Below are 16,438 nucleotides of genomic sequence, written 5' to 3' on the forward strand. Positions count from 1 at the left end.
CCCTCAGATGTTGTGGAGGGCCCCGCCGTCCACCGGAAGCATCAGCCCGGTCAGATACGACGCCGCGGGCGAGAGCAAGAACGCCGCGGCCTTGCCGAATTCCTCGGGCGTCCCGTACCGCCGCAGCGGAATCGCCGCCGCGTTCCGCTCCCGCGCGGCCTCCGCGTCGCCGGAGAGGGAGTCGAGCTCGCGGACGCGGTCCGTGTCGATGCGGGCCGGGAGGAGGCCCACGACGCGGATGCCGCGGGGGCCGACCTCGAGGGAGAGGGACTTGGCGAAGCCAGCGAGGCCGGGGCGCAGGCCGTTGGAGACGGTGAGGCCGGGGATCGGCTCGCGGACGGAGCCGGAGAGGACGAAGCCGATCACGCCCCCGGAGGGGAGCTGCTCGGCGGCGGCACGGGCGAGGCGGACGGCGCCGAGGAAGACGGAGTCGAAGGCGGCCTGCCACTGGGCGTCGGTGATGTCGGCGGTCAGCCCGGCCGGCGGGCCGCCCACGCTGATGAGGACGCCGTCGAAGCCGCCGAAGCGCTCCCGGGCGGTGGCGACGAGGCGGGCCGCCGCCTCGGGGTCGGCGTTGTCGGCGGCGACCCCGACCGCGTTCGGCCCGAGGTCGGCGGCGACGGCGGCCGCCGTATCGGCGTCGCGGCCGGTGATGACGGTCTTCGCACCGTCGGCGATCAGCTCACGGGCGGCCGCGAGCCCCAGCCCGCGGGTGGCCCCGGTGACGATGTACACCCGGTCTTTGAGTCCAAGATCCATGGGGTCAGTCTGCCCTGGGCCCTTCCGCGAGGGTGAGGGCGGTCCCCACCAGTCCGATATGGCTGAACGCCTGCGGGAAGTTGCCGAGCTGCCGGTCGGTCGCCGGGTCGTACTCCTCGGCGAGCAGCCCGACGTCGTTGCGGAGCGCGAGGAGGCGTTCGAAGAGCACCCGGGCGTCCTTGTGGCGGCCGGCCAGCCGGAGGGCGTCGGCGAGCCAGAAGGAGCAGGCGAGGAAGGCGCCCTCGGAGCCGGGGAGGCCGTCCACGTCGCCGTCGGCGGTGTAGCGGCGGATCAGGCCGTCCTCGCTGAGCTCGCGGCGGACCGCGTCGATGGTGCCGAGGACGCGGGGGTCGGTGGCGGGGAGGAAGCCCACGCGCGGGATGAGCAGGGTCGCGGCGTCCAGCTCCGCCGAGCCGTAGGACTGGGTGAAGGTGGACCGCTCGGGGTCGTAGCCCTTCGCGCAGACCTCGCGGTGGACGGCGTCGCGCATCGCGCGCCAGCGGTTCGCGTCCCCGCTCAGCCCCGGGTCGGCCTCCATCGCGCGGACGGCGCGGTCGGCGGCCACCCAGGCCATGACCTTGGAGTGGACGAAGTGGCGGCGGGGTCCGCGGACCTCCCACAGCCCCTCGTCGGGATCGCGCCAGGCCGACTCCAGGAAGTCCATCAGTGCGGTCTGGATCTTCCAGGTGTGCGGTTCCGCGGGCAGCCCGGAGGCGCGGGCGAGGTGGAGGGTGTCGAGCACCTCGCCGTAGATGTCGAGCTGGCGCTGGTCGACCGCGTCGTTGCCGACCCGGACCGGGGTCGAGCGCTCGTACCCCTCCAGCCAGGACAGCTCCTGCTCATGGACCCGGCGCTCGCCCGCCAGGCCGTACATGATCTGCAGCTCGGCCGGGTCGCCGGCGATCGCCCGCAGCAGCCAGTCGCGCCAGGCGACGGCCTCCTCGTGGTAGCCGGCACGGAGCAGGGCGTTCAGGGTGAGCGTGGAGTCGCGCAGCCAGCAATAGCGGTAGTCCCAGTTGCGGACCCCGCCCGGGCGCTCGGGCAGCGAGGTGGTGGGGGCCGCGACGATCCCGCCGCTCGGGGCGTAGGTGAGCGCCTTCAGGGTGATCAGGGAGCGCATGACGGCGTCCCGGTACGGGCCCTCGTAGCGGCACCGGGCGGCCCAGCCGCGCCAGTCCTCCAGACTGGCGCGGAGGGAGTGGTACGGGTCGACGAGCCGGGGGCGGGGCTCGTGGGAGGGGTGCCAGGTGAGCACGAAGGCCACCCGGTCCCCGGCCGAGACGGTGAACTCGGAGCGGGTGCTGAACTCCTCGCCGTAGGTGCGGACCTCGGGCTCCGAGCGCAGCCATACGGAGTCCGGCCCGGCGATCGCGATCCGGTGGCCGTCGGCGCGGCGCATCCAGGGGACGACCCGTCCGTAGTCGAAGCGGAGCCGCAGGACGCCGAGCATCTCGACGCTGCCGGAGACGCCCTCGACGATGCGGACGACGTCGGGGGCGCGGTCGCGCTGCGGCATGAAGTCGATGACCTTGACCGTGCCCGTCTCCGTCTCCCAGACCGACTCCAGGACGAGGGAGTCGTCGAGGTAGCGGCGGCGGGTGCAGGCGCCCGCGCCCCTGGGGGCGAGCCGCCAGTGGCCGTTGTCGCGGTCGCCGAGGAGCGCGGCGAAGCAGGCAGGGGAGTCGAAGCGGGGCAGGCACAGCCAGTCGATCGAGCCATGGCGGCTGATCAGGGCCGCCGTCTGGTGGTCGCCGATGAGGGCGTAGTCGTCGATGCGCTGGGCCATGTCCGGGCGCTTTCCCGGGGAAACGGGATCCTAGGCCCTGCCCGTCCAGGATCCAGAGGACCGGGGCTCCGCCCCAGACCCGGGGTCCAGGGGCGAAGTCCCTGGTAGCGGGAAGGGCTAGTCCGTGGCGGCCGTGGCGGGGACCTTCTCCGGCGTGGCCGCCGCCTTCGCGGCCTCGGCGGCGCGGTCCCGGCGCTCGCGGCGGGCCAGCACGAACCAGCCGATGGGCACACCGGCGGAGAACAGCCACCACTGGACGGCGTACGCCATGTGCGGGCCGATGTCGCTGTGGTTGGGCGCGGCGACCGGCTGGGGCTGCTTGTCGCCCTTGGGGGAGGACGAGGTGAGCTCGACATAGCCGCCGAGGACGGGCCGGGACAGCGCCTTCGCCTGCTGCTCGCTGTTGATCAGCGAGACCTGGCGGGGCGGCAGCCCCTGCTTGTCCTTGATGCCGCTGTTGCCGGTGGTCTCGTCGGCCTTCAGCCGGCCGGTGACGGTGACCTTGCCGGAGGGGGCGGCCGGGACCTTGGGGAACTTGGTGAGGTCCGTGCCCGCCGGGATCCAGCCCCGGTTGACCAGGACCGCGCGGTCGTCCGGGAGCAGCAGCGGGGTGAGGACGAAGTAGCCGATGGACTGCTCGTCGGAGCCGGTGCGCTGCCGGACGACGACCTCATGGGCGGTGTCGTAGGTGCCGGTGGCGGTCACCGTGCGCCAGGTGTCGTCGCGGGGGACCGTACGGCCGGGGGCGGTGAGCTTCTCGACGGAGACGGCCGGGGCGTCGAGGTTGTCCCCGATGAGCTGGTTCTGCGCGACCCGGTGCTCATGGCGGTGCAGCTGCCAGAAACCCAGCCTGATCATCGTCGGGATCAGGGCCAGGGCCACGAGTGTGAGGATCACCCACTGCCGGGTCAACAGGAAGCGGTACACATCCTCGACCCTACTCGGCGTGGATTGTCCCTCGGCCGCTGGGGGCGCTCCAGGACAATCCACGCAGGTGGCCGGGTTCACACATGGTCGACGATGCCCACCTTCCCTTCCGCCCGCGCGCAGTGCGCACAGCAGTAGAAGTGGCCGTCGGCCTCCACGCCCTGCCCGATGATCTGGGCCCGGCAGTGCTCGCAAATGGGCGCCATGCGGTGGATGGCGCACTGGAAGCAGTCGAAGACGTGCACATTGCCCTGTGCGTGCACTTCGAATGTCATCCGGTAGTCGTTTCCGCAGACCTCACAACGTGCCATGCGCCTCAGCCTGCGGGCCCGCGCGGTGGCGGGCGAGCGGCGGGCGGGCGCGTCGCGCCGACTTCACCTGTTTGTCGGCGGCGCGGGGGTGACGTCCTGGAGGAGCTGCATGAAGGCCGCCTCGTCGATGATGGGCGTGCCGAAGGAGCGGGCCTTGGCGGTCTTGGACGTCGGCGACTCGGGATCGTTGGTGACCAGCACGCTGGTGAGCCGGGAGACGCTGGTGGCCACGTGCAGCCCGGCTTCGACCGCCCGGTCCTCCAGCAGCTCGCGGTCCACGGAGGTATCCCCGGAGAACGCCACCCGCATGCCCTGGACGAGCTGTCCGCCCGGCTCGTAGCGCCCGGGGTTGGGGTAGGGGCAGGCGGGGCGCTTGCGGCTGGGGCGCCAGGTCTGCCGGTACGACCGCTGGCGGCCGATGGCCGGGCCGTCGGACCACTCGGTGAGCGGCTGGCAGGCCAGCAGCGGCAGCCGCAGCCCGGTCTCGGCGGCCCGGTGGAGGCTGGGCCGGAAGGTCTCGGCGAGCACCCGCGCGTCGTCCAGGGCGTGGTGGGCGCGCCGCTGGACCACTCCGTAGTGCGCGGCGAGGGTCTCCAGCTTGTGGTTGGGCAGCGGCAGGCCCAGCTCCTTGGAGAGGGCGATGGTGCACAGCCGCTGCCGCACGGGCGCGGCGCCGCGGGTGCGGGCGTACTCGCGGGCGAGCATCGACCAGTCGAAGGCGGCGTTGTGCGCCACCAGGACGCGGTCGGCCAGGCGCTCGGAGAGCTCGGCGGCGATCTCGGGGAAGCGCGGGGCGCCCGCGAGCATCTCCTCGGTGAGGCCGTGGATCCACACCGGGCCGGGATCGCGCTGCGGATTGACCAGTGTGTACCAGTGGTCCTGCACCGCGCCCCGGGCGTCGAGCTGATAGACCGCCGCGGAGACGATCCGGTCGTCGCGGGCGAGGCCGGTGGTCTCCACGTCGACGACCGCGTACCCCTGCGGATAGGTGGCCGGCCAGGAGGACGGCGGGGCGGGGTGCGGGGCGGCTGCCGTGGGGTCTTCGAGCATGGTCCATGAGGATACGGGCCGTCACCGACAACCCTGACGGGCGGGCCGGTCGGGACGTCCGCCGTCCCGGGGTTGACGGGGCGTCGGGTCCGTGCGTCGAGTCCGTGCGTCGGGCCCGGGCGTCGGGTCAGAGCCTGGACAGGGCCAGCTGCAGATCGATGTCGCTGATGAGGAGGCGGCCGGCGCGCTTGTCGCTCGGGCGGTCGGGAACCGTCACCTTCACCCCGGGCGAATCCCCCGTGAGAACCGTCACCTTGGCGCCGTCGAAGCGCGGGGCCCGCTGGTGGATGACGGACTTCAGGCGGTCGGCGGCCCGTTCGGCGGTCCGTTTCCCGTCGGTGAGGGCGCAGATGGCACCAGATGTCTGCTTCGCGGACTTCGCGAGCTGTCCGGTGGCCGAGAGGCGCACCGGGTCCTTGGGGTTCTTCCCGCCGAAGTCGACGCGGTAGACATCGCCCAGACAGTCGTCCAGCGCCCGGTAAACCGGGTCATCCGCCACGGACTTGCCCTTGGCGGGGCGCACCGCCGACAGGTCCTTACCGGCGTAGCCGAAGGAGATCTCGTCCTTGGAGACCTGGAGGGTGATCCCGTCCTTCGTCCAGACCGTCTCGCCGTGCCACGTGCGCCGGGCGAACCCGCCCGCCTTGAGCTTGGCGGTGACGCGGTCCGCGTCGAAGGAGCCCTGCCAGTGCCCGGCGTATCCATTGGTCACATCGGTGTCGATCATGGCCGGATCGAGGCCATAGGCATGGGCGTTGAAGCGGTAGCCCGTCAGCAGCGGACTGCCCGCCTGGCCGACGGCGCGGAATCGCTGGGAGTCGCCCTTCTCCAGGGAGCGCACCCGGGCGGCGTCGAGATAGGAGACCTGGGCCCCCTTCGCTCCCGCGGTCGAGATGTGCCCCACCGCGCCCATCAGGGTTGAGGGGGAGTCATCGCCGCCCGACCCGGAGGAGCACCCCGTGGTGAGCGTCGACAGCAGGCAGGTGAGGGCTATGCCGCCGATCCGGAACGGTTCTCTGGCTCTGCGCACAGGCGGGGAGCTTAATCGGCCATGCGATCCCAGGCGAGACCTGTTGTTGACACCGCATCTACCATACTTGTTGGTAACTACCCCTGGCGGTGGCCTTACGGGCGGTTCTATGTTGCGGACATGCCGCACCTGCCCAATGCCGTGATGTGGTCGATACCGGCCTTTGTCCTGCTCGCCGTCGTGGAGATGGTGAGCTACCGCTTCCATCCCGACGAGGACGCGGAGGGCTACGCGGCGAAGGACGCCGCGACCAGCGTCACCATGGGGCTCGGCAGCTTGGTCTTCGATCTGCTGTGGAAGATCCCGATCGTGGCGATCTACGCCGCCATCTACGAACTCACCCCGCCGCGGGTGCCGGTGGTGTGGTGGACGCTGCCGCTGATGCTGCTCGCCCAGGACTTCTTCTACTACTGGTCGCACCGCGGGCACCACGTCATCCGCATCCTGTGGGCGTGCCATGTGGTGCACCACTCCAGCCGCAAGTTCAACTTCACCACCGCCCTGCGGCAGCCGTGGACCACCTGGACCGTCTGGCCGTTCTACGTGCCGATGATCGCGCTCGGGGTGCACCCGGCGGCGGTGGCGTTCTGCTCGTCGGTGAACCTCGTCTACCAGTTCTGGATCCACACCGAGCGGATCGGCACCCTGCCGCGCCCCATCGAGTTCGTCTTCAACACGCCCTCGCACCACCGCGTCCACCATGCCTCCCAAGGCGGCTATCTGGACCGCAACTTCGGGGGCATCCTCATCGTCTGGGACCGGCTCTTCGGGTCCTTCGTCCCCGAGACCGAGCGGCCCGTCTACGGCCTGACGAAGAACATCAACACCTACAACCCGCTGCGTGTGGCCACGCACGAGTACGCGGCCATCGCCCGCGACATCGCGGCGGCGCGGGACTGGCGCGAGCGGGCGGGCCGGGTCTTCCGGGGGCCGGGCTGGCAGCCCGCGCCGACCCCGGAGTCCGGTTCCCCGGAGTCCGGTTCCCCGGAGTCCGGTTCCCCGGACGCCGGGCGGCCGGAGCCGGTCGGCGAGAGCGTGCGGTGACGGCCGCCGCCGGGCGCGCGACGACGGTCCTGCGGGCCCTCTTCGGGCTGCTGACCGCCGTTCACCTGGGCGCGCTGCTCGTGGACGCCACCACCGTCGGCCACCTCACCAAGCCCGCCCTGATGCCCGTGCTCGCCGTATGGGCCCTGGCGCGCGGCGGGCCGTGGCCGCTCCCGGCCGCGCTGCTGTGCGGCTGCGGGGGCGATGTGCTGCTGCAGATCGGCGGCGAGGCCGCGTTCCTGGCCGGAATGGGGTGCTTCGCGGCCGGGCACCTCTGCTATCTGGCGCTGTTCGCCCGCGCCGGGCGGCACCGTACGCAGCCCTGGTCGGCCGCCGGGTACGGGGCCGCGTGGCTGGGCACGGTGGCGCTGCTGTGGCCCGGCCTCGCGGCGCATCTGCGGCTTCCCGTCGCGGGCTACAGCCTGTTGCTGACGGTCATGGCGCTGGCCGCGCTCGGGGTGGGTATGCGGACCGGGCTCGGCGGGGCGCTGTTCATGCTCTCCGACACCCTGATCGCGGCGGGGCTCGCGGACTGGCCACGGCCGCCGGTGCCCCAGTTCTGGATCATGGCCACCTACATAGCCGCCCAGTGGCTGCTGGCGGCGGGGGCGACGCGCGACGCGGTCCCGCGCCCCGCACCGGAACGGGCGCTCGTCAGCCCGTGACGCCCGTATGGCCGTGACGCGTGAGGCCGTGGTACCCGTAAGGCCGTGACCCTCGTCAGTCCGTGACGCCCGTAAGGCCGTGACCCTCCTCAGCCCGTGACCGGCAGCCGCCTGAGCCGGACCATGCGCAGCGGGTCCGAGGGGCGGTCATGGCTCAGCTCCCAGCCCCGGGCGCGCGCCGCCCCGACCGCATAGCCCGCGCCCACCCCGCGGTACTCGCGCACGGGGATGTCGTGCGGGCCCGGCGGCGGGGCCTTCTTCGCCTTCTGGGCGGCCAGTTCCTTGGCGGTCCAGGAGGCGATGCGCTTGTCGACCCGGGCCCGGTAGAAGGCCGCGTCGCCCTCGTGCCGCAGCTCCGGGAGCGTCACGCACCAGGCGGGCCACACCTTCACGCTGTCCCCGAACTTGTCGATCAGGCCGAGGAACCCCTGCTCGAACCCGGGGATCACCGTAAGGATCTCGGCCACGATCCCGAAGGCGATGAAGCCGAGGAAGATCACCACGATCAGCGCCCACCACAGCGGCAGCACCAGCACCGTCAGCACGAACCGGATCAGCAGCGAGAAGGCCGGCCGCGCGGGCAGCGGCCCCCAGGAGTCGTCGTGGTGCACGGGAACGGGGACCTCTCGCGGTTACATGGGGAACACGTACGGGCCGCCGGGCGGCTGCTCCGCCCCGGCGGCCCGTGCATTGTGTCAGCCGGTCACTTCTCGACGGCGTCCAGGGCGTCCGCGAGCCCGGCGCCGTAGAAGCCGTTGTACCGCTTGCCGCCCTCGCACACCGCGTCGACCGTGCCGTCGCCGTCGATGTCGTACGGCGTCGGGCAGGCCAGGTCATCGGCCTCGGCCTTGAGCAGCGCCTTCACCTGCCGGGGGGAGGCGTGCGGATGGGTGCTCTTGATGAGCGCCGCGACACCGGCCACATGCGGCGAGGCCATCGACGTGCCCGCCATGTAGCCGTACTTCCCGCCCGGCAGCGTGTTGTAGATCAGGCCGCTGGTGGCCGGGGGCTCCGGCTTCTGGTACGCGGTGCTGTCGCCGCCGGGGGCCGCGATGTCGATGACCCCCAGGCCGTAGTTGGAGAACGAGGACTTGAGCCCCTTGGCGCCGGTCGAGGCGACCGTGACGACACCCGGTAGCTGGGTCGGGATGTCCAGGCAGACGCTCGGGTCCACCTCCCGGTCACCGGGGGTGGTGTCGTTGGGGCTGGAGGAGTCGGTGATGGTGTCCGAGGTCAGGTCGTAGTTCTCGTTGCCCGCCGCGGCCACATTGACCACGCCCCGGCGCTCGGCGTACGACGAGGCCCGGCGCACCGCTTCGACCAGGGCCTTCTGGTCCGGGTCGGTGGTGCAGTTGAAGTACCACGGGTCGGTGTAATAGCTGTTGTTGGTGACGTCCACGCCGTGCTCGGCCGCCCAGACGAAGCCGCAGACGACCGCCTCGGTGTAGAAGAACCCGCCCGTCGTGGACACCTTGATCCCGGAGACCTTGACGCCCGGGGCCACGCCGGTGACGCCGACGCCGTTCTTCGCGGCGGCGATCTCACCCGCCACATGCGTCCCGTGCGGGGACTCCTCGGCGCTCGGCCGCCAGGCGCCGTCGGCGGTGTCCGGCTTGCCCGTCACACAGTTGACGGACGCCTTACGGTCGAAGTTCGGCGCCAGATCGGGGTGGGTGTCGTCCACACCGGTGTCGATGACCCCGACGGTGACCTTACGGCTGCCCAGGCTCTTCTCATGCGCCTTGTCCGCCTTGATCGCCGGCAGATCCCACTGCAGCGGCTCCAGCGGGTCCTGCCCGGCCTTCGCCTTCGCCGCCACCGCCTGCCGCTGCTTCTCGCTCAGCAGCTTCGGCGTGTCGATGTCGTCGGTGGACTGGGCGGGCAGCGGGGCGGTGCGGGTGTTCCCGGCGGAGGCGACGCCGCGGACCCCGCGGACGGTCTTGGCGAAGTCCGGGTTGGCGGAGTGGACGACGATGACGCCGATCCGGTCGTAGGACACGACGACCGTGCCGCCGGCCTGGGCGATGGCCTTGCGGATCCGGGACGGGTCCTGCCCCGGGCGGGTGTTGACGACATAGCTCAGGGACGGACCGTCGGCCGTGGCGGCCGCGGCGGCGTGGCCGTCCCGTCCGAGCGCGGTGGCGGTGGTGGGCAGGAAGGCCAGCGCGGTGGTGAGCGCCATGGCGGCGGGTATCGCGGCGGTGCGCAGCGGCAGGGAGGTGCGGCGCGGCGTCATGGGTACTCCGGTTCTCTCGACGGTTCTCTCGAGGTGGATGAGAAGGCTCTGGGCGGGCGGACCGGGCTGGATCGCCAGCGTTCCGGACCGGGGGTGCGGACGCGCGCTCAGCGCGCCACTCGGGGGACGCGAAGCCCCCGGGCGCGGGCGGCGGGCCGGCGGGCCGCGTCAACGGCGGCGGTCCGGCCGGGGTCATCCGCACAAGCGAATGTGCGCGCCCTCGTGGCGCGGATCCCGCGCGCCGCCTCGATGCCCCGGGACGCCGCGGGACCGGGGCAGAGGCGGCGGGGAGTGGTGAAGGGGTGGTGCGAAGCCGACGGGCCGTCAAAAGCCCGCCGTCCGGGTCTTGGAGGAGCCGATCTCAGATGAGCCATGGAGTCTCCACTTCATCCGTACGGGCCGCCCGAACGCCGTCCAAGGCTGAGCGGGTACATGACGAAGGAAGCTATCGCTGATCAAGGTCGGACATCAATGCATTCCGGAAGAAAACCCGCCACAGTACCCGGAGCCGATCCCTCCCCCGAATTCTTATCCGTCTTTCAATCAACCGGACCCTGTCGTACGGGTCCGCGCCGCCCTACCATGCGTGATCTGGATCACTCGCCGCCGTATGCATTCCCGCCCACTCACCAGGAGAGACCGTGGATACCGCACCGGCCAACGATCGCCCCGACGATCAGCGGCAACTTGACCGTTCTCCCTACGCCGAGGTGCAAGCGAGCGCGGAGTTCGGCGAACTGCGCGGTGCCCACCGCTCGTTCGCCTTCCCGCTCACCATCGCGTTCGTCAGCTGGTACCTGCTCTATGTCCTGCTGTCCAACTACGCGGACGGCTTCATGGGCACCAAGGTCGTGGGCCACATCAACGTGGCCCTGGTGTTCGGGCTGGCCCAGTTCCTGACCACCTTCCTCATCGCCTGGTGGTACTCCCGGCACGCCGCCGCCAAGCTGGACCCCCGCGCCCAGGCCATCAAGTCCCGTCTGGAGGAGCGCTCATGAGCCCCCACCTGCTCGCGGCCGCGAGCGCCTCGGACAACCGGCCGCTGATCGTCACGCTCTTCGCGGTCTTCGTCCTGGCGACCCTGGCCATCACCGTCTGGGCGGGCCGGCAGACCAAGGACGCCACCGACTTCTACGCCGGCGGCCGCCAGTTCACCGGCTTCCAGAACGGCCTGGCCATCTCCGGCGACTACATGTCCGCCGCGTCCTTCCTCGGCATCGCCGGCGCCATCGCGCTCTCCGGCTACGACGGCTTCCTGTACTCGATCGGCTTCCTCGTCGCCTGGCTGGTCGCCCTGCTGCTGGTCGCCGAGCCGCTGCGCAACTCCGGCCGCTACACGATGGGCGACGTGCTCGCCTACCGGATGCGCCAGCGCCCGGTGCGCACCGCCGCGGGCGTCTCCACCATCGTCGTCTCGATCTTCTACCTGCTGGCCCAGATGGCGGGCGCGGGGGTGCTGGTCTCCCTGCTGCTGGGCATCACCAGCGAGGCCGGGAAGATCCTCATCGTCGTCCTCGTCGGCGTCGTGATGATCCTCTACGTCACCATCGGCGGTATGAAGGGCACCACCTGGGTGCAGATGGTCAAGGCCGTGCTGCTGATCGCGGGCACGCTGCTGATCACCTTCCTGGTGCTGCTGAAGTTCAACTTCAACATCTCCGACCTGCTGGGCGAGGCGGCCAAGAACAGCGGCATCGGGCAGTCTTTCCTGGAGCCGGGGCTGAAGTACGGGGTCAACGCCACCACCAAGCTGGACTTCATCTCGCTCGGCATCGCCCTGGTCCTGGGCACCGCGGGCCTGCCGCACATCCTCATCCGGTTCTACACCGTGCCCACCGCCCGGGCCGCCCGTAACTCGGTCAACTGGGCCATCGGCATCATCGGCCTCTTCTACCTGATGACCATCGCGCTGGGCTTCGGCGCCGCCGCGCTGCTGGGGCGCGACGACATCATCGCCTCCAACAAGTCGGGCAACACAGCGGCCCCACTGCTCGCCGAGGAGATCGGCGGCGGACCGGACTCCACGGGCGGCGCCATCCTGCTCGCGGTGATCTCCGCGGTGGCGTTCGCGACGATCCTCGCCGTGGTCGCCGGGCTCACCCTCGCCTCCTCGTCGTCCTTCGCCCACGACCTGTACGCCAACGTCATCCGCAAGGGCGAGGCGACCCAGAAGGAGGAGATCTCGGCGGCGCGCTGGGCCACCGTCGGCATCGGCACCGTCGCCGTCGTCCTCGGGGTCTTCGCACGAGATCTCAACGTCGCCGGACTCGTGGCGCTCGCCTTCGCGGTCGCCGCCTCCGCCAACCTCCCGACCATCCTCTACAGCCTGTTCTGGAAGCGGTTCACCACCCAGGGCGCGCTGTGGTCCATCTACGGCGGACTGATCTCCTCGGTCGTCCTGGTGCTCTTCTCGCCCGTCGTCTCGGGCAAGGAGACCTCGATGTTCCCGGACGTGGACTTCCACTGGTTCCCGCTGGAGAACCCCGGACTGATCTCCATCCCGCTGGGCTTCCTGCTCGGCTGGCTGGGTACCGTCGTCTCCAAGGAGCAGCCTGACAAGGAGAAGTACGCCGAGCTGGAGGTGCGCTCGCTCACCGGGCACGGAGCCCACTGACCAGCCCCTCCCGCCCGCGCGGCCCCTCCATGTCACACCCGTCGCGTACGCTGCGAGAGAATTGAGCAGTGCACGCACGCCAACCGTGGAGGGGCCGCCACCATGCTGATCGACACCTATGGTCGCGTAGCCACCGACCTGCGTGTCTCCCTGACCGATCGCTGCAATCTGCGCTGCGCCTATTGCATGCCGGAAGAGGGCCTGCAGTGGCTCGCCAAACCGGATCTGCTCACCGACGACGAGATAGTCCGGCTGATCCGGATCGCCGTCACCGAGCTCGGGGTCACCGAGGTCCGCTTCACCGGCGGTGAGCCACTGCTGCGCCCCGGTCTGGTCGGCATCGTGGAGCGCTGTGCGGACCTCGACCCGCGCCCCCGGATGTCGCTCACCACCAACGGCATCGGGTTGGAGCGCACCGCCCAGGCCCTGCGCGACGCGGGCCTGGACCGGGTCAATGTCTCGCTCGACACCCTGCGTCCGGAGGTCTTCCAGGCCCTCACCCGGCGCAAGCGCCATGGCGATGTGCTGCGCGGCCTCGACGCGGCGCACACCGCCGGGCTCACCCCGGTGAAGGTCAACGCCGTGCTGATGCCGGGGCTCAACGACGACGAGGCGCCGGAGCTGCTCGCCTGGGCCCTGGAAAACGGCTATGAGCTGCGCTTCATCGAGCAAATGCCGCTCGACGCCCAGCACGGCTGGAAGCGCGACGGCATGATCACCGCCGGGGACATCCTGGCGAGCCTGCGTACCCGCTTCACCCTCACCGCCGAAGGCGAGGAGGAGCGCGGCTCCGCGCCCGCCGAGCGCTGGCTGGTCGACGGCGGCCCGGCCCGGGTCGGCGTCATCGCATCCGTCACCCGCCCGTTCTGCCGCGCCTGCGACCGCACCCGGCTGACCGCCGACGGGCAGGTGCGCACCTGCCTCTTCGCGCGCGAGGAGTCCGATCTGCGCGGAGCGCTGCGCTCCGGCGCCCCGGACGAGGAGATCGCCCGGCTGTGGCGGCTGGCCATGTGGGGCAAGAAGGCCGGATCCGGGCTCGATGACCCGTCGTTCCTCCAGCCGGACCGGCCGATGTCGGCGATCGGGGGCTGATCACTGGTTTTCGGTGGCCGACCATTCCTCCAGCGGCACCACGTCCTTGAGGAAGCCCCGCACTCCGAGGAACTCCGAGAGATATTCGCGGTGTTCCTCGCAGGCGAGCCAGGTCTTGCGCCGCTCCGGGGTGTGGATCTTGGGGTTGTTCCAGGCCAGCACCCATACGGCGGGGGCGTGGCAGCCCTTGGCGGAGCAGATCACGGGGTCGGTCTCGGCGGCGGTCTCGCGGGTGTTCACACCGCAGACTCTACGAAATGCACGCCGGACATGACGACGCCGGGCAGCCACGGGGGGAGCCGCCCGGCGTCGGTCCGTCGCTCCGACGGGGGATGCGGAGCGCGTACGCAGTATGTCACGAGGGATGGGGCCCGGTGCACCGGTACCGCACTATTGATCTGAGGTTTTCTTGAGCTTACGGAAACGCGGCAGGTCAGCCACGCTCACCGCGTCCAGGCTCGCTGATATGTCCGACGTCCTCCGGGACGGATTCCGCCCCAGGGGGGTCGCTCGGCTGCTCTCCGCGCCCGGCGATCAGCATCGGACGGGGCGGGGTCGGGATGAAGGTGGTGGGCAGCGAAGTGGCGTTCTCCCGGCCCGCGTTGGCTATCACGACCGCGATGTAGGGCAGCACTGCGCCGAGTACCAGGGCCACGATGGCCACATGGCGCTCCACGTTCCACAACACCGCCGCCAGCACGACCGCGACGGTCCGGACCGACATCGAGATCACATAGCGGCGCTGCCGGCCGCGTACGTCGTCGGCCAGCCCCTGCCGCGCTCCGGTGATCCGGAAGACCTCCGTATCGCCGTGCTTCCGCATCACGTTCCACCACCTGATGGCCGAGCGGGCTTCCCCCGCTCTGGGACGTACTCAACGTTACGCCGCACCTGCTGTCGGTTCGAGACCGGGGCACCCTGATGGGTGCCGTCTCCGGGTGCGCCGTCGTGCGTACCGGCCCTCCGGCGTGCGCCGTACTCGAAGTGGCCGAACACTGGAAGGGATGTGCATCCCCTCGCCGCGTGTCAGGGAGGCGACATGAACTGGCTATGGGCGATCGTCGTGGGTCTGATCCTTGGGGTGATCGCCAGGGCGATCCTGCCCGGCAAACAGGCCATTCCGCTCTGGCTGACCTGCGTCTACGGCATCCTCGGCGGCATGCTGGGCAATGCGGTGGCCGGCTGGATCGGGGTCAGGCACACCGGAGGCTTCGACTGGATCCGGCATCTGCTGCAGCTGGCGGGGGCCGTAGCGATCGTCGCCCTGGGCACTCCGCTGTGGCACTCGATCCGCGGTGGCGGACGCAGACGCAGGGCGACCTGAGCGGCGCGACGGCGGTGTGATCCGGTGCGCGACGGCGGCGGCCGGTACAACGGCTGGTACGACGACGGCGGCGGCCGGTGCGCGTGGTGGACGCGCACCGGCCGCCGCTTCCGTACGGTTGTGGGCCCCGTGGTGGGGCTCCCGCCGTGGGGCGGGCGGACTACATCCCGCGCACCTGGGCGATCTTCCGCCCGGCCTTGAGGTAGACCGCGCCGGAGGCCCCCGTGAGCCCGGCGGACGCCAGCGTCTCCGCGACCACCTCGGCCAGCGGGCGCACCGCCTGGGCCTCGGGCAGCACCACCGACTCCTGGCCGCCCTCGGTCTCGATCACCAGCCGCAGACCGTTCTGCTTGGCGACCCGGCGGGCGGCCGAGGCGCTGGGCTGGAACTCCAGCACCTTGCTCAGCACGGTCGCGATGGACTCGGTGCCGTGCTCCCCGGCGTCGACCACCGGCGTCTCGACGTCGGTGAAGCTCTTCTTGGAGAACTGGGCGACGAAGCCGGCGCGGGCCGCCATCGCCTTCTCGAGGCCGTACAGCGCCGCCACGACCTCGCCCGCCAGGACCTTCTTCAGGTCCATCGGGTGCAGTGACCGCTCCTCGACCCGGGTGATCGCGGTGGCGATCTCCGCGTCCGTCCACTCGGTCCATGCCTCCAGGTACGGCTTCATCAGCCGGTCCGGAATCGACATGATCTTGCCGAAGACATCGTCGGCGGTCGCGGAGAGCGCCACATAGTTGCCCTTGGACTTGGACATCTTGGCGCCGGTGCCGTCCGTGCCCTCGATCAGCGGCATCGTGACCACCAGCTGCGGCCGCTGCCCGCGCAGCTCCATCAGCTTGCGGCCCATCTGCAGATTGAGCAGCTGGTCCGCGCCCCCCAGCTCCACATCGCACTCCAGGGCCACCGAGTCGAGGGCCTGCGCGATCGGGTAGAGCAGTTCGGACATGGTCAGCCCGGAGCCGGCGGCCAGCCGGTTGCGGAAGTCCTCGCGCTGCAGCAGCTGGGAGACCGGCACCTGGGAGAGCAGCCCCAGCAGCTCCGGGAAGGTGTACGGCGCCAGCCACTCGCTGTTCTGCCGGAAGTTGACCTTCTCGAAGTCGAAGAAGGGGCGGACCTGGTCCTGGTAGCCCGCGAGGTTCCGGGCGATGTCCTCGTCGGTCAGCGGCGGGCGCTCCGCCGTACGGCCCGACGGGTCGCCGATCTTGGCCGTGAAGTCGCCGATCAGCAGGGTGACGTCATGCCCCATGCGCTGGAAGCGGTTGAGGATGATCATCGGCACCACATGGCCGAGGTGCACATCGGCGGCCGTCGGGTCGATGCCCAGCTTGATGGCCAGGCCCTGGCCGGCGCCACGGCGCTCCTCGATCCGCTTGGCCAGCTCCGCCACGCCGGGCAGGATCTCGACCGTACGGGACGCGATCAGCTCGGCCTGCTCCGTCGGCGAGAGGTCCGTCAGGTCGATATAGCGCCGCGAGCCCGTCTCCTCGAGCAGCCGCTCGACGATCTTGTCGGAGGAGAGGTCCTGGCTGAGGAGCTCGCTGGCGCGGGCGACGGATTCGCCGAGGCGTGTCATGGCGTTCCTGGGGATAGACGAAAC

The 16,438-nt window shown here is 70.9% G+C and carries 17 protein-coding genes; 6 read left to right on the forward strand and 11 right to left on the reverse strand.

Annotated features, from left to right (window positions below):
* Positions 1–3: 3 nt before the first annotated feature.
* The 6 genes from ACZ6TD_RS35470 to ACZ6TD_RS35495 all read right to left on the reverse strand — a co-directional run bounded on the left by ACZ6TD_RS35470 (position 4) and on the right by ACZ6TD_RS35495 (position 5,863).
* Positions 4–759 carry an SDR family oxidoreductase gene (locus ACZ6TD_RS35470; protein ID WP_471344686.1) on the reverse strand — a complete coding sequence of 252 codons (756 nt, stop codon included), beginning with the start codon at positions 757–759 and terminating at the stop codon, positions 4–6.
* Positions 760–763: 4 nt separating this feature from the next.
* Positions 764–2,545: a glycoside hydrolase family 15 protein gene (locus ACZ6TD_RS35475; RefSeq protein ID WP_471344687.1), complete on the reverse strand. Its 1,782-nt coding sequence runs from the start codon at positions 2,543–2,545 to the stop codon at positions 764–766.
* A gap of 117 nt (positions 2,546–2,662) precedes the next feature.
* The gene (locus ACZ6TD_RS35480) at positions 2,663–3,472 is read right to left on the reverse strand and encodes an SURF1 family cytochrome oxidase biogenesis protein (RefSeq protein ID WP_471344688.1); all 810 of its coding nucleotides are present in this window, start codon (positions 3,470–3,472) and stop codon (positions 2,663–2,665) included.
* Between the two features lie 77 nt (positions 3,473–3,549).
* Positions 3,550–3,783, reverse strand: a complete 234-nt coding sequence (locus ACZ6TD_RS35485; RefSeq protein WP_201853613.1) for a hypothetical protein — start codon at positions 3,781–3,783, stop codon at positions 3,550–3,552.
* Positions 3,784–3,846: 63 nt separating this feature from the next.
* Positions 3,847–4,833 carry a DEDDh family exonuclease gene (locus tag ACZ6TD_RS35490; protein WP_471344689.1) on the reverse strand — a complete coding sequence of 329 codons (987 nt, stop codon included), beginning with the start codon at positions 4,831–4,833 and terminating at the stop codon, positions 3,847–3,849.
* Positions 4,834–4,960: 127 nt separating this feature from the next.
* Positions 4,961–5,863: a hypothetical protein gene (locus ACZ6TD_RS35495; protein WP_471344690.1), complete on the reverse strand. Its 903-nt coding sequence runs from the start codon at positions 5,861–5,863 to the stop codon at positions 4,961–4,963.
* A 120-nt stretch (positions 5,864–5,983) separates the two neighbouring features.
* On the opposite strand from ACZ6TD_RS35495, the gene ACZ6TD_RS35500 reads away from it, so the two are divergent.
* Positions 5,984–6,907 carry a sterol desaturase family protein gene (locus ACZ6TD_RS35500; RefSeq protein ID WP_471344692.1) on the forward strand — a complete coding sequence of 308 codons (924 nt, stop codon included), beginning with the start codon at positions 5,984–5,986 and terminating at the stop codon, positions 6,905–6,907.
* Complete coding sequence (locus ACZ6TD_RS35505; RefSeq protein WP_471344694.1) at positions 6,904–7,572, forward strand: lysoplasmalogenase; 669 nt, start codon at positions 6,904–6,906, stop codon at positions 7,570–7,572. The genes ACZ6TD_RS35500 and ACZ6TD_RS35505 overlap by 4 nt, the downstream gene beginning before the upstream one ends.
* Before the next feature lie 89 nt (positions 7,573–7,661).
* On the opposite strand, the gene ACZ6TD_RS35510 is transcribed toward ACZ6TD_RS35505, so the two are convergent.
* Both ACZ6TD_RS35510 and ACZ6TD_RS35515 read right to left on the reverse strand, forming a co-directional pair.
* Entirely contained in the window at positions 7,662–8,183 is a 522-nt protein-coding gene (locus ACZ6TD_RS35510) for a hypothetical protein (protein WP_471344696.1), read from the reverse strand.
* 92 nt (positions 8,184–8,275) lie between these two features.
* A complete protein-coding gene (locus ACZ6TD_RS35515) occupies positions 8,276–9,808 on the reverse strand; it encodes a S8 family peptidase (RefSeq protein ID WP_471344698.1) in 1,533 nt (510 codons plus the stop codon).
* A gap of 641 nt (positions 9,809–10,449) precedes the next feature.
* Here ACZ6TD_RS35515 and ACZ6TD_RS35520 point away from each other — a divergent pair.
* The 3 genes from ACZ6TD_RS35520 (at position 10,450) to moaA (ending at position 13,514) form a co-directional block, all read left to right on the forward strand.
* Positions 10,450–10,806, forward strand: a complete 357-nt coding sequence (locus ACZ6TD_RS35520) for a DUF485 domain-containing protein (RefSeq protein WP_471344700.1) — start codon at positions 10,450–10,452, stop codon at positions 10,804–10,806.
* Positions 10,803–12,422, forward strand: coding sequence for a solute symporter family protein (locus ACZ6TD_RS35525; RefSeq protein ID WP_471344701.1), 1,620 nt, complete (start codon positions 10,803–10,805; stop codon positions 12,420–12,422). The genes ACZ6TD_RS35520 and ACZ6TD_RS35525 overlap by 4 nt, the downstream gene beginning before the upstream one ends.
* A gap of 102 nt (positions 12,423–12,524) precedes the next feature.
* Entirely contained in the window at positions 12,525–13,514 is a 990-nt protein-coding gene (gene moaA / locus ACZ6TD_RS35530) for a GTP 3',8-cyclase MoaA (protein WP_471344703.1), read from the forward strand.
* On the opposite strand, the gene ACZ6TD_RS35535 is transcribed toward moaA, so the two are convergent.
* Together ACZ6TD_RS35535 and ACZ6TD_RS35540 are read right to left on the reverse strand one after the other, a co-directional pair.
* Positions 13,515–13,754 carry a hypothetical protein gene (locus ACZ6TD_RS35535; protein ID WP_471344705.1) on the reverse strand — a complete coding sequence of 80 codons (240 nt, stop codon included), beginning with the start codon at positions 13,752–13,754 and terminating at the stop codon, positions 13,515–13,517. It abuts the gene before it with no gap.
* A gap of 193 nt (positions 13,755–13,947) precedes the next feature.
* The gene (locus ACZ6TD_RS35540; protein ID WP_471358326.1) at positions 13,948–14,337 is read right to left on the reverse strand and encodes a DUF3099 domain-containing protein; all 390 of its coding nucleotides are present in this window, start codon (positions 14,335–14,337) and stop codon (positions 13,948–13,950) included.
* A 216-nt stretch (positions 14,338–14,553) separates the two neighbouring features.
* Here ACZ6TD_RS35540 and ACZ6TD_RS35545 point away from each other — a divergent pair, with 216 nt between their 5' ends.
* Complete coding sequence (locus ACZ6TD_RS35545) at positions 14,554–14,838, forward strand: GlsB/YeaQ/YmgE family stress response membrane protein (RefSeq protein WP_471344706.1); 285 nt, start codon at positions 14,554–14,556, stop codon at positions 14,836–14,838.
* 160 nt (positions 14,839–14,998) lie between these two features.
* On the opposite strand, the gene tyrS is transcribed toward ACZ6TD_RS35545, so the two are convergent.
* Entirely contained in the window at positions 14,999–16,414 is a 1,416-nt protein-coding gene (gene tyrS / locus ACZ6TD_RS35550) for a tyrosine--tRNA ligase (RefSeq protein WP_471344707.1), read from the reverse strand.
* Positions 16,415–16,438: the final 24 nt, after the last annotated feature.

This window comes from Streptomyces yongxingensis, from assembly GCF_055597465.1.

Bases quoted from the DNA above. Each gene is read 5' to 3' on its own strand.
- ACZ6TD_RS35470 (WP_471344686.1), bottom strand. From the start codon at position 759: ATGGATCTTGGACTCAAAGACCGGGTGTACATCGTCACCGGGGCCACC.
- ACZ6TD_RS35475 (WP_471344687.1), bottom strand. From the start codon at position 2,545: ATGGCCCAGCGCATCGACGACTACGCCCTCATCGGCGACCACCAGACG.
- ACZ6TD_RS35485 (WP_201853613.1), bottom strand. From the start codon at position 3,783: ATGGCACGTTGTGAGGTCTGCGGAAACGACTACCGGATGACATTCGAA.
- ACZ6TD_RS35490 (WP_471344689.1), bottom strand. From the start codon at position 4,833: ATGCTCGAAGACCCCACGGCAGCCGCCCCGCACCCCGCCCCGCCGTCC.
- ACZ6TD_RS35500 (WP_471344692.1), top strand. From the start codon at position 5,984: ATGCCGCACCTGCCCAATGCCGTGATGTGGTCGATACCGGCCTTTGTC.
- ACZ6TD_RS35515 (WP_471344698.1), bottom strand. From the start codon at position 9,808: ATGACGCCGCGCCGCACCTCCCTGCCGCTGCGCACCGCCGCGATACCC.
- ACZ6TD_RS35525 (WP_471344701.1), top strand. From the start codon at position 10,803: ATGAGCCCCCACCTGCTCGCGGCCGCGAGCGCCTCGGACAACCGGCCG.
- moaA (WP_471344703.1), top strand. From the start codon at position 12,525: ATGCTGATCGACACCTATGGTCGCGTAGCCACCGACCTGCGTGTCTCC.
- ACZ6TD_RS35540 (WP_471358326.1), bottom strand. From the start codon at position 14,337: ATGCGGAAGCACGGCGATACGGAGGTCTTCCGGATCACCGGAGCGCGG.
- ACZ6TD_RS35545 (WP_471344706.1), top strand. From the start codon at position 14,554: ATGAACTGGCTATGGGCGATCGTCGTGGGTCTGATCCTTGGGGTGATC.
- tyrS (WP_471344707.1), bottom strand. From the start codon at position 16,414: ATGACACGCCTCGGCGAATCCGTCGCCCGCGCCAGCGAGCTCCTCAGC.